This window comes from Nocardia sp. NPDC005366 (assembly GCF_040606855.1).
Taxonomy (GTDB): domain Bacteria; phylum Actinomycetota; class Actinomycetes; order Mycobacteriales; family Mycobacteriaceae; genus Nocardia.
The window spans coordinates 23,973-34,926 of record NZ_JBEXFQ010000001.1; the positions used below are offsets into that span (position 1 = coordinate 23,973).

The 10,954-nt window shown below is 67.2% G+C and carries 13 protein-coding genes; 9 read left to right on the forward strand and 4 right to left on the reverse strand.

Annotated features, from left to right (window positions below; genetic code table 11):
* Positions 1 to 44 precede the first annotated feature (44 nt).
* From ABZS43_RS00120 to rdgB, 3 genes are all read left to right on the forward strand, one after another.
* Positions 45 to 809 (forward strand): cyclic nucleotide-degrading phosphodiesterase, encoded by a 765-nt coding sequence (locus ABZS43_RS00120; RefSeq protein ID WP_355033956.1) that lies wholly within the window; start codon positions 45 to 47, stop codon positions 807 to 809.
* Positions 810 to 885: 76 nt separating this feature from the next.
* Positions 886 to 1,659 carry a ribonuclease PH gene (gene rph / locus ABZS43_RS00125; RefSeq protein WP_355033579.1) on the forward strand — a complete coding sequence of 258 codons (774 nt, stop codon included), beginning with the start codon at positions 886 to 888 and terminating at the stop codon, positions 1,657 to 1,659.
* On the forward strand, positions 1,659 to 2,267 hold the full coding sequence (gene rdgB, locus ABZS43_RS00130; protein WP_355033580.1) for an RdgB/HAM1 family non-canonical purine NTP pyrophosphatase: 609 nt from the start codon (positions 1,659 to 1,661) through the stop codon (positions 2,265 to 2,267). Before rph ends, rdgB begins: the two co-directional genes overlap by 1 nt.
* A 106-nt stretch (positions 2,268 to 2,373) precedes the next feature.
* Here the strand turns inward: rdgB and ABZS43_RS00135 are convergent, their stop codons facing one another.
* The 4 genes from ABZS43_RS00135 to ABZS43_RS00150 all read right to left on the reverse strand — a co-directional run bounded on the left by ABZS43_RS00135 (position 2,374) and on the right by ABZS43_RS00150 (position 5,760).
* Entirely contained in the window at positions 2,374 to 2,736 is a 363-nt protein-coding gene (locus tag ABZS43_RS00135) for a DUF3817 domain-containing protein (RefSeq protein WP_355033957.1), read from the reverse strand.
* 26 nt (positions 2,737 to 2,762) lie between these two features.
* Positions 2,763 to 3,233, reverse strand: a complete 471-nt coding sequence (locus ABZS43_RS00140) for a transcriptional regulator (protein ID WP_355033581.1) — start codon at positions 3,231 to 3,233, stop codon at positions 2,763 to 2,765.
* Between the two features lie 131 nt (positions 3,234 to 3,364).
* The gene (locus ABZS43_RS00145; protein ID WP_355033582.1) at positions 3,365 to 4,240 is read right to left on the reverse strand and encodes an oxidoreductase; all 876 of its coding nucleotides are present in this window, start codon (positions 4,238 to 4,240) and stop codon (positions 3,365 to 3,367) included.
* A 116-nt stretch (positions 4,241 to 4,356) separates the two neighbouring features.
* Positions 4,357 to 5,760, reverse strand: a complete 1,404-nt coding sequence (locus ABZS43_RS00150; protein WP_355033583.1) for a lipase family protein — start codon at positions 5,758 to 5,760, stop codon at positions 4,357 to 4,359.
* A 77-nt stretch (positions 5,761 to 5,837) separates the two neighbouring features.
* Between ABZS43_RS00150 and ABZS43_RS00155 the strand changes: the two genes are divergently transcribed.
* From ABZS43_RS00155 to ABZS43_RS00180, 6 genes are all read left to right on the forward strand, one after another.
* Positions 5,838 to 6,557 carry a TetR/AcrR family transcriptional regulator gene (locus ABZS43_RS00155; RefSeq protein WP_355033584.1) on the forward strand — a complete coding sequence of 240 codons (720 nt, stop codon included), beginning with the start codon at positions 5,838 to 5,840 and terminating at the stop codon, positions 6,555 to 6,557.
* 216 nt (positions 6,558 to 6,773) lie between these two features.
* Positions 6,774 to 7,481, forward strand: a complete 708-nt coding sequence (locus ABZS43_RS00160; RefSeq protein WP_355033585.1) for a hypothetical protein — start codon at positions 6,774 to 6,776, stop codon at positions 7,479 to 7,481.
* A gap of 196 nt (positions 7,482 to 7,677) precedes the next feature.
* Complete coding sequence (locus ABZS43_RS00165; protein ID WP_355033586.1) at positions 7,678 to 7,935, forward strand: S1 RNA-binding domain-containing protein; 258 nt, start codon at positions 7,678 to 7,680, stop codon at positions 7,933 to 7,935.
* Between the two features lie 133 nt (positions 7,936 to 8,068).
* Positions 8,069 to 8,719, forward strand: a complete 651-nt coding sequence (locus ABZS43_RS00170; protein WP_355033587.1) for a PadR family transcriptional regulator — start codon at positions 8,069 to 8,071, stop codon at positions 8,717 to 8,719.
* A gap of 202 nt (positions 8,720 to 8,921) precedes the next feature.
* Positions 8,922 to 10,127, forward strand: coding sequence for an NAD(P)/FAD-dependent oxidoreductase (locus tag ABZS43_RS00175; protein WP_355033588.1), 1,206 nt, complete (start codon positions 8,922 to 8,924; stop codon positions 10,125 to 10,127).
* A 214-nt stretch (positions 10,128 to 10,341) separates the two neighbouring features.
* On the forward strand, positions 10,342 to 10,794 hold the full coding sequence (locus tag ABZS43_RS00180) for an AMP-binding protein (RefSeq protein WP_355033589.1): 453 nt from the start codon (positions 10,342 to 10,344) through the stop codon (positions 10,792 to 10,794).
* The last annotated feature ends 160 nt before the right edge of the window (positions 10,795 to 10,954 follow it).

Sequence of the window (10,954 nt, forward strand, 5' to 3'; positions counted from 1 at the left end):
GGGATCCTTTCGTGACCGATAATTCGTCGTGGCAGCATGAGGGAATGCGCCTTACCGTCCTCGGGTGCTCGGGCAGCGTGTCCGGCCCGGACTCCCCCGCGTCGGGATACCTGTTGACCGGTCCGGACATGGCACCGGTCGTCATCGATTTCGGCCCCGGTGTGCTCGGCGCGCTCCAGCGTTACGCCGACCCCGGCGAGATAGATATCTTCCTCACCCACCTGCACGCCGATCACTGTCTGGATCTGCCGGGGCTGCTGGTGTGGCGGCGCTATCATCCGACTCCGCCGGTGGGACGGGCCATCGTGCGCGGTCCTTCCGACGCGCCGGTGCGGATCGGCAACGCCTCGGCCGAGGTCGGCGGCGAATGCGACGACTGGTCCGATGTGATCGACCACCGGGTGTGGCGCGAGGGGGAGACGGTCGAATTCGGGCCGGGCCATACGGTCGTGGCGCGCCGGATGTATCACCCGCCGGAATCCTATGGACTACGTTTCGTCACCGCGTCCGGCCGCGTTTTCGTCTACACCGGCGATACCGCCATGTGCGATTCGGTGTGCGAACTGGCGCGGGACGCCGACATCCTGATGTCGGAGGCGTCTTGGACCCATGATCCGGCGAATCGTCCGCCCGGAATTCATCTTTCGGGCACCGAGGCCGGGCTGATCGCGACCGAGGCCGGGGTCAAGGAATTACTGCTCACCCATATTCCGCCGTGGACCTCGCGCGAGGACGTGATCGCCGAGGCGAAGGCGGTGTTCTCCGGTCCCGTGCACGCGGTCGCACCGGGCGAGACCTTCGATATCTGAGTTTTCCAGCGCTTCGAATTACCGGGCACGCGGCGCGCCGCAGGCACGAAAAGTGCCACCCAGTACGCTTACCCCCGTGTCGAGACGAGCCGATGGCAGGGCGGACGATGAGCTCCGCGAGGTACGGATCACCCGTGGATTCACCACGAATCCAGCCGGTTCGGTGCTGGTGGAGTTCGGTCAGACGCGGGTGATGTGCACCGCGAGCGTCAACGACGGCGTGCCGCCGTGGCGGCGCGAGTCCGGACTCGGCTGGCTCACCGCGGAATACGCGATGCTGCCCGCCGCCACCCACACCCGATCCGGCCGGGAGTCGGTGAAGGGCAAGATCGGCGGTCGTACCCAGGAGATCAGCAGGCTGATCGGGCGGTCGTTGCGTGCCTGCATCGATCTCGCCGCTATCGGCGAGAACACCATCGCCATCGACTGCGATGTGCTCCAGGCCGACGGTGGTACCCGCACCGCGGCCATCACCGGCGCCTATGTCGCGCTGTCGGACGCGATCACCTATCTCGCCGCGGCGCGCCGCCTGGCCGATCCGCAGCCGATCTCGTGTGCCATCGCCGCGGTCAGCGTCGGCGTCGTCGACGGCCGGGTGCGCTTGGATCTGCCGTACGAAGAGGATTCGCGCGCCGAGGTCGATATGAACGTGGTCGCCACCGATACCGGCACGCTGGTCGAGGTGCAGGGCACCGGCGAGGGCGCCACCTTCCCGCGTTCCACCCTCGACAAACTGCTCGATTCGGCGCTCGCGGGCTGCGATCAGCTGTTCGTGGTGCAGAAAGAGGCGTTGGCCCTGCCGTATCCCGGCGTGCTCCCCGAGCCCGCCGAGCCGTCGAAGAAGAAGTGATGACCCGAGTTCTGCTCGCCAGTCGCAATGCGAAGAAACTGAAGGAACTGCGCCGCATCCTGGACGAGGCGGGTGTCGCGGGCATCGAGATCCTCGGGCTCGACGATGTGCCGCCTTACGAGGAAGCACCCGAAACCGGGGCGACCTTCGAAGAGAACGCCGTCGCCAAGGCCCGCGATGGCGCCGCCGCCACCGGATTGGCGTGCGTGGCCGATGATTCCGGTCTCGAGGTGGACGCCCTCAACGGTATGCCCGGCGTTCTCTCTGCCCGCTGGTCCGGCGGCCACGGCGAGGACGCGGCCAATAACGCGCTGCTGCTCGCGCAACTCGGCGATGTCCCCGATGAACGACGCGGCGCTCGTTTCGTCTCCACCTGCGCGCTCGTGGTGCCCGACGGCGCCGAGACCGTGGTGCGGGGCGAATGGCCGGGGACCATCAACCGTGGCGCGGTCGGCGACGGTGGTTTCGGTTACGACCCGCTGTTCGTCCCGGACGGTGGAACAGTGACCGCCGCGCAGTTGACCCCCGCCGAGAAGGACGCGGTCTCGCACCGCGGCCGGGCCTTGAAACTGCTGTTGCCCGCCCTCGCCGCCCTCGCCGACGCCTGAATCCGGACGCCTGAATTCGGACGGCTGCGGCTCGGAGGGCTGTGGGTCACAGCGCTATGGGTCACAGCGTTGTGGGGCAGAGCGTTGTGGGGCAGAGCGCTGTGGGTCACAGCGCGTAGTCGCGCTTGACCTTCTTCGCGTTGAGGTGTTCGACGAAGAAGGACAGCAGCGGAACGGTGCCCGCGATGAGTGTGCCGACGGTGCGGCCGATGGGCCAGCGGACCTTGACCGCCAGGTCGGCGGTGACCAGCAGGTAGACGAAGTACACCCACCCGTGGACCACGGCGATCCAACTCGGGGTGTCCACGTCGAAGCCGTATTTGGCGATCATCTCGCCGGTCAGCAACAGCAGCCACAGGCCGGTGACCCAGGCGAGCACCCGATAGCGCAGCAGCGCGCTCGCGATCTTGGCGGTATTCGCGCCTGTGCCCGTGGCTTCGTCCCGGGATGGGGACGTGGTGGAGACCACGGTCTCGGCGGCGTTCTCGCTGGCGCTCAACCGGCGCTCCTCTCGGTGTCGCGAGCGTTCAGGCCCGCCTTACGGACCTGGACGTCGATATCGTCGGCATGCAACTCGGCCAGGTATCTGTTGTATTCGGCCAGGACCGGGTCGGTGTCGCGGGCCGCTTTCGGTCGCTCCGGCAGGATGCCAGCGGGGATCTCACGCGGTGCGGCCGGTTTCGGCGGCTTCCGCGTGGGCGTGCCGTCGCCGACCGATTCGTCTTCGGTGGCGTCGGCCTCGCGCTCCAGTCGGACGAACCGGAAGTAGGCGAATATCGCGAATCCGGCGAACAGCGGCCATTGCAGCGCGTACCCGAGATTCTGTCCCGTGCCGCTGGCCGATTCGAAACGTTGCCACTGCCACCAGCCCAGCGCGAGGCAGGCGATCGCGGCCACGATCACCAGGGCGATGAGGGCCGGGCGATTGTGTGCCGAGCGGCGGGGAGAAGCGGACACGGATACCACGGTACCCGTCTACTACGCGGCCCGTAGGAGCAGGTCGGCGGGCCGTGACCAGCGGCGCGTCCGATGCGGCCACGACATCGGGCCCGTCCACACGGGACGGGCCCGATGTCTGTGGTGCGTCAGACGGTGTGTCAGAACTTGTAGGTGACCCCGGTCATTCGTTCCGATTCCTCCCACAGCCGCCGCCACAGCTGTTTGTCCCGCGAGAGTCTGGACGACGGAGACGCTTCCACCGGACCCCGACTCTGCATCAACCGCGTGGGGCCCCAGTAGGTTTCGGGATCGGCGTCGGGGACGGTCGCGGCGAACAGGGTGGAGTGCGCCGCCTTGTCCGGCGCGTGCCCGATGAGCCGGATGAACGGTTTGCTGATCCGGTCCAGCGGAGTCTCGGTGTGGGCGAACAGATCGGTGGCCGAGACGCCGGGATGCACGCCGTAGGAGCGTTTGGCGGAACCGGATTCGGCCAGCCTGCGCTGGAGTTCCCTGGCGAACATCAGATTCGACAGTTTCGCCTGCGCGTAGGCGAGATTGCGCTGGTATCGACGGTTCTCGTAATTCAGGTCGTCGATCCACAATTTCGGGGTCTGCTTGTGGGCGATACTCGCCAGCGTGACCACTCGGTCGCCGATACGATCGAGCAGTAGCCCGGTCAGCGCGAAATGGCCGAGATGGTTGACACCGAACTGGGTTTCGAACCCGTCCTTGGTACGTGAGAACGGGACGTTCATCAGGCCCGCGTTATTGATCAGCACGTCGAATTCGCCGGTGTTCTCGGCGAATTCGCGCACCGAGCTCAGATCGGCCAGGTCGAGCGCCGCCGTGCGGACATCACCGGGAATAGCGTCCGCGACCTGCTGTGCCTTGGCCGCGTTGCGGCAGGCCATGATCACGGTCGCGCCTTTGGCCGCCAGTACTTTGGTGGTCTCGGCGCCCAAGCCGCCATTGGCACCTGTGATTACGAAGGTGCGCCCGGTCTGGTCCGGGATCTCAGAAGGTTTCCACGCCATACCAAAACCTTACTCTGGAGTAAGTTCTGACGGAAGGTGGTGCGAGGGAATCGGCTCGGACAATACGCTTCCGGAATGTCGTTTCCCGCCGAAACGACATTTCGGAGCGTCTACCGTCAGCGCCCCGTGCCGATCGGCTGCCCGAAGGCTGCCGCGAGCGTCACCCCGGCGACATCCTCCCAGACCCGCCTGGTATCCGGGTCCAGCATCATCGACCCGACATCGCTGGTCGAACACCCCGCCGCGACCGGCACGCCCGCGAAGCGGTCCCGCAGCCACAGCAGCGCGCTCGGCGCGCCGATGGGATCGAGGGTGAGATGTTCGCTGAAGTGGTCGCGGGTGTAGCGCACTCGCGCCTTCGGATCCGCGCAGTAGGTGTCGACCAGGGCGTTCACCGGTCCGACCGGGATCAGCCAGTCCATATTCGCCTGGAACATGTACATCGGCATATCCGGTACCTGCTGTCCCATACGGGTTTTCGCAAGGGTCTCGACCACGCCGGGATCGCCGAACGGGTCGGCGTCGAGCATGCCGAGATTGTCGCCGAAGGGGAACAGCGCCGATTGGTAACTCGCGCACAGTTGGTCCTTGGCCGTCAGCATGAATCGGCCGAGTGGATTCGCGTGGCGATCGAGGAATTCGCGCAGCGCCGGATATTCGCGGGAGACGCCGAGGACGCCCGCCATGATCAGACCCGAGGAGAGATTCCGGTTGGCCAGCTTCAGCGCCTCCGCGAGATCCGCGGGGATTCCGCCCTCCGCCGCGCCGACGATATTCAGCTCGGGCGCGTAGCTCTGTTTCAGTTCGGCGGCATGGCCGGTGGCGATGGCTCCACCGGAGTAGCCCATCAGCCCGACCCTGGTCCGGTCGCCAGGCAATTCCATCGGCGAGAAATTCCGCGCGGCGCGAATGCCGTCGAGGGTGATTCTGCCCGCCAGCGGTCCGGCGCCGTAGGCGGAATCGGGCCCTTGGTGATCGGGAACGACCACCGCCCAGCCCTGGGCAAGCGCCGCCTGCACTTCGAGGAATTGCGCGGCGACCAGTACCGATCCGGTGACGGTCGCCGGGATGGAGCCCATCTGTAGCTGATAGGACGGCATGCAGTAGTTGCCCGTTGAGTCCTCGGCGATCTGATACGACAGCAGCGGCCGGTCGGGCATCGCGCCGCGCGGTTTGACGACCGTGGCGACGGCCGCGATCGCCTCGCCGCGGGTATCGGTCGAACGGTAGGACAGCTGCCAAGCGTCCACGTTCACCGGAAGCAGCGAGAGATCGGCCAGATTCACCGCTCGCGCCGCGATCAGCTGTCCGGGCTCCAGATCGGCGAATTCCTCGGCGGCGGGACGGTAGAACGCCGGGTCGAAACTCGGGGGCATCGGCGGGATCGGGAACGGCAGCGTGGGCTGGACCGCGGGATTGTCGGGCGGTGGTTCCGCGATCGCCCCAGCGGTGAGGACGAGCGGCAGGCAGGCCGCCAGGGCGACCGAGACGGCCAGCAGCTTCGATGCGTGCTTTGCCAAGAGTGGACCTCTTCGTTCCGCGAGCCCCATTAAGTGAGCCCAATTGGTTTCAGACTGCTGCAGAGTATGCACCGAACATGACCTCGATCACAACAGCGCCGGTGCGGTGGCCGCCGCCGTTCCCGATGAGCGCCGCGGGGGCGGCTGGCCGTACCGTGGACGGCGTGACGATCGTGGGCAGGCAGTACGGCGGACGCGCCGTGGCCGAACGGAAGGCTGAACGCCGGCTCCGATTCTTGGAGGCGGCCACCCGGTTGTTCGCCGAACGCGGTTACACCGACTGTTCTCTCGCCGATGTCTGCGCGGCGGCCGGGCTGTCGAAGCGACAGTTCTACGAGGAGTTCGAAACCAGGGAAGACGTGCTCGTCGCGGCCTATGACCGGATCCAGGACGCCGCCGCCGCCGCTGTCGTCGACGGCCTGCGCGATCTCGATCCGCGTATGGATATCCACACCGCGATGCACGCGATCATCACCGCCTACGTCGGTTCGATCGGCGCGGATCCGTACCGTGCGAAGGTCGCGTTCATCGAGGTGGTCGGGGTGAGCGAGCGGATGGAGCGGCATCGGCGCGAGCGCAGGCACGCCTGGGCGGCGGTACTCGAATCGACGGTGGTGCCGATCGTGGTGCCCGGCGGACGGGTTCGCGGTGCGCCGGGTATGGCCTCGAGCGCGCTGATCGGCGCGATCAACGGGCTCACCCAGGAATGGCTGCTCGCAGATCCGAGGCCCCCGGTCGACGCGCTGGTCGAATTGCTGGTCCCGGTCGCGGTCGCCCTGATCGAAACCCCCGGGTAGATTCCCGCCCGGCCTGGACGATCCGACCGTCCGCGTCATCGATCCGAGCGTTACCGGACCGGCGACCGCTCCGACGGTTCGCTGCCGTGTCGCTGGTGACGATAGGCCGCCACCTTCTTCCGCACCCTCGGAAGTGCCTTCGGCACAGCTATTTTCGGAACCCTCTACACCAATCGTCTCACCCCGGCGTTGTCCGACGCGCTGAGCGAGGTCCGGGTGGTGCCACCCGAGGTCGCCGCGAATCCGGTGGCGCTGCGCGGTCTGCCGCCCGAGCAGGCCGCGCCGATCATCGATGCCTACGCCGATGCCGTCGATTTCGTCTTCCTGTGGGTCGTGCCGGTCGCGCTGATCGGTTTCGTGGTCGCGTGGTTCCTGAAGGAGGTGCCGCTGCGCGACAGCGCGCGGGTCGGCGCCGGGGATATGGGCGAGGGTTTCTCGGTGCCCAACACCTCCGACCGGGTCGCGCTGCTGGAACGCGCGGTCTCCTCGGCCATGAGCAAGGCGCGCAGGGAAGGTCCCGTCATGCCGCGCATGCTGGCCGACGCGGGCAGCGGGCTGACCAGAGGCGAGGCATGGGCGGTCGGACAGGTGTTCCTGCACAACAAGATTCGGGGAACGGCGACGATCGACGCGATCGCCGTGGCGCATCGGGTGCCCGAGGAGGTGGTCGAGCCGATCTTCCTGAAGGTGATCGGCGGCGGTCTCGTCGACGCCGAGGACGGGTGTCTGCGGCTCACCGCGGCGGGCCAGGCCGAGGTCGATCGGGTGGAGGAGACGTGGCGCAGTTGGCTGAGCACCAGGCTCGACACCTGGGATGACCGTGACCCCGATGACCGTGCGCTACTCGACCTGGCGCTGCGCAATATCGCGACCGATCTGCTCGAAGAGCAGTTGCGCGAGGAGGATACGGCCAAGGTCGGCTGAGGCGGGGGTTGCCCGCGCGTGTACCGATGTCTAGGGTGATCGTCGTGACTGCCGGGTCGGCCTTGCGCCGTACACAGATGGGTTCCCCGGCCGCCGGGTGATCCGGTGGCGGGCCAGAGGCCCGCCTCTCCTCTCGCAATTCCCCTATACCGCAAGGTATTTCGTATTCCACGGGACTGTGAGAGGAGGTGAGTTCATGTCCCAATCGGAATCTTCCGCGGATTCGTGGCAACGGTTCGTCGACGCGCACGCTGTGGGCGGGGTCCTCGACGCGACCGTCGTCGAGATCGTCGCGTTCGGCGCGTTCCTCGAGGTCGCTCCCGGTGTGCACGGCCTGTGGCACCGCGCCGAGTGGCAAGAGGGGTCGACAGGCCCCGAGGTCGGCGTCACGATGCCGGTCCGGGTTCTGGCCATCGATGCCGAACGGCACCGGGTGAGCCTGGCCGCGGCGTAATCGTCGCGGGTAAAAGGTGATTCGGGTGTGCGGAGGCAGACTCCACCTGCCTCCGCACACGCGTTCAGCCTAATCGCCCGCTTGTGCCCACATACTCGTACACGTATATTCGTATACGAGTAAGGAGGGATTCGTGGCGACGAAGCGCAAGGTCAACAATCTGCTGGCGCTCGCGGTGCTCTCGGTGATCATCGAGGGGCCGATGCACCGCTACGAAATCGCCTCCAAACTGCGTGAACGCGGCAAAGACCGCGATATGGCCATCAAATGGGGCTCCCTCTACACGGTCGTGCAGAACATGGAGAAGGCCGGATTCCTCGAAGCGGTCGGCAGCGAGCGCGACGGTGCGCGACCCGAGCGGGTCATCTATCGGATCACCGACGCCGGTCGCGCCGAAATGTCGGACTGGACAAGAGAACTGATCGCCTCACCGGAGGCGGAGTTCCCGCATTTCACGGCTGGCCTTTCGGTGATCGGAGCGCTGCCGCCCGACGAGGTCATCGAACTACTCGGTACCAGGATCGCCGCGCTCGAACAGATCATCGCCGCGAGCGACGCGGAATTGGCGGCGCTGCGTGCCGGCGCACTGCCCAGGCTGTTCGTGATCGAAGCCGAATACGGCGTCGCGATGCTGGAGGCGGAAGCGGCCTGGGCGCGTTCCTGGCGTGACGAGCTGGTCGCGGGAACGTTCCCCGACCTCGAATTCTGGCGGCGGATGCATGCCGAGGGCATCGATCCCGGCGCGATCGTCGACATGGTGGAGAGGGGGACCGCCCCCGAATAGAACCCGAACAGTTATCGCCCGGCATCGGCCGGGTGAGGAGACCGAGGCCCGGCGGGGTGCGGCAACACCGCCGCCGGACCTGATCGAACCGTCTCGAACCGTGCCCGCGAGAGCGCACCCGGCCACGAGGCTGGCAACCACAGGATAACCGGGTGGTGCGCGGGGCGGTTCGGGGAATTCACCGAACCCTTGGGAGATACCCATGTCCACTACCCGTACCGCACTCGTGATCGGCGGCGGCATCGCCGGACCGGTCGCCGCCACCGCCCTGTTGAAAGCGGGTATCGACGCCCGCGTCTACGAGGCGTACCCGAGTCCGTCCGACGGCATCGGCAGCGGGCTCGCGCTGGCGCCGAACGGCCTGGCCGCCCTCGATGTCATCGACGCGGGCGATCCGGTGCGCGCTATCGCGCTGCCGGTGTCGCGGATGCGACTGTCCATGAACGGCAAGATGCTGCCCGTCCCCGGCCTGTCCGATATGCCGCCGTTGCAGGTGGTCGATCGCGGCGAACTGCACCGCGCCCTGCACGACCACGCGATAGACGCGGGCGTCGCGTTCGAATACGGCAAGCGGCTGGTCGACGTCGAGGAAGGCGAGGCGGGCGTCACCGCGCGTTTCGCCGATGGCAGCACCGCCACCGCCGACGTACTGATCGGGGCCGACGGCATCCGTTCGACGGTGCGCGGATTGATCGATCCGGCGGCGAAGGGCCCGGATTACACGGGCATGCTCGGTTTCGGCGCGCTCACCGAATGCGATATCGACGTCGAGCCCGACACCATGACCTTCGCGTTCGGCAAGCGGGCCTACTACCTCTACTGGCGTCACGACGACGGCCGGATCGCGTGGGGAGTGAATCTGCCGCACAAGCAATATCTCTCGCTCACCCAGGCGCGGGCGATCCCGGCCGAGAACTGGCTGCGGATCATCCGCGAGACCTATGGCGACGACACGCCCGGCGGCGAACTTGCCAGGCGCACCACCGCCGAGCAGTTGGAGACGGTCGGCGCGCTGCACATCATGCCGCCGGTGCGGCACTGGTACCGGGGCAGGATGGTGCTGGTCGGCGATTCGGTCCACGCGCCGTCCAACAGCTCAGGACAGGGCGCGTCGCTCGCGGTGGAGAGTGCCGTGCAGGTGGCACGGTGCCTGCGCGACCTGCCCGACCCCGCCGGGGCCTTCGCCGCGTACGAAGGTCTGCGGCGGGAGCGGGTCGAAGGTGTGGCCAAGCGGGCCGCCAGGATCAACCACAGCAAAACCCCCGGTCCGGTGACCCGCGCGATGATGACGTTGCTGATGCCGTTGATGACGAAGACGGTGATGAACCCGGAGAAGACGCTAGGCCCTGAGCAGCGCTACCGCATCGACTGGGACGCACCGGTTCAGCAGGAGTTCGTGTCCGCGTAGTGGGGCCCGCGGGGGTGGTGGTGACACCACCCCCGCGGGCGCGTCCGGTGAATCCGCAGGTCGATCAGGGCCACTGCCGCCCCCAAGGGTGGTGATTCGATAACCCTCGGAGGGGCGGGGGACAGCACTGGGGTTCCTGTCGAGGCGGGCCTTCCCGGAGGAGATTAGAGGCATACCGAGAACGCCAACGGATGAAACTCCTAAGGGGCACGATATGTACACGACGGCCGTAACTCCTGTTGTCGCTGAGACCCGCACCAACGCCCTCGCGCTGGTCGAGACCATCGACCCGGCCGCCGTCGCGGTGTCCACCGCCGATTGTGACCTCACCTACCGCGAGCTCGACGCCTGGTCGAACCGGCTGGCCCGGGTGCTGCTCGAACTCGGGGCCCGCCCCGGTGCGCGGATCGCGGTGGCGGTCGAGCCTGCCATCGAAGCGGCTGTCACCCGTTGGGCGATCGCGAAGACCGGCGCCACCCCGGTCGACGGCGACGCGGTGCCCTTCGGCATCGACCTCGGTGTCACCACCAAGGCGCGCCGCGGCAAGCTGTCGGATTCGGTCGGCTGGCTGGTGTTGGACGACCGCTCGACTCTGGTCCGCTACATGACCGGTTCGGACGCGCCCATCACCGACGCCGACCGGATGCCCGCACGCCAGGCCTCCTGAACGCCGAACACCTCACCCCACCGTTTATCCCCGCGATACCGGCCGGGAATCGACCGACGAAAAACGTCCGTCGATTCCCGGCTTTCGGTCGGTTCTTCGGGTGAGAACGCGCTCGCACCGAGATCCCGTCACGGCAGGTGAATTCCGAGATATCCGAGTG

Bases quoted from the DNA above. Each gene is read 5' to 3' on its own strand.
- ABZS43_RS00180 (WP_355033589.1), top strand. From the start codon at position 10,342: ATGTACACGACGGCCGTAACTCCTGTTGTCGCTGAGACCCGCACCAAC.
- ABZS43_RS00155 (WP_355033584.1), top strand. From the start codon at position 5,838: ATGACCTCGATCACAACAGCGCCGGTGCGGTGGCCGCCGCCGTTCCCG.
- ABZS43_RS00145 (WP_355033582.1), bottom strand. From the start codon at position 4,240: ATGGCGTGGAAACCTTCTGAGATCCCGGACCAGACCGGGCGCACCTTC.
- ABZS43_RS00175 (WP_355033588.1), top strand. From the start codon at position 8,922: ATGTCCACTACCCGTACCGCACTCGTGATCGGCGGCGGCATCGCCGGA.
- ABZS43_RS00120 (WP_355033956.1), top strand. From the start codon at position 45: ATGCGCCTTACCGTCCTCGGGTGCTCGGGCAGCGTGTCCGGCCCGGAC.
- ABZS43_RS00165 (WP_355033586.1), top strand. From the start codon at position 7,678: ATGTCCCAATCGGAATCTTCCGCGGATTCGTGGCAACGGTTCGTCGAC.
- rdgB (WP_355033580.1), top strand. From the start codon at position 1,659: ATGACCCGAGTTCTGCTCGCCAGTCGCAATGCGAAGAAACTGAAGGAA.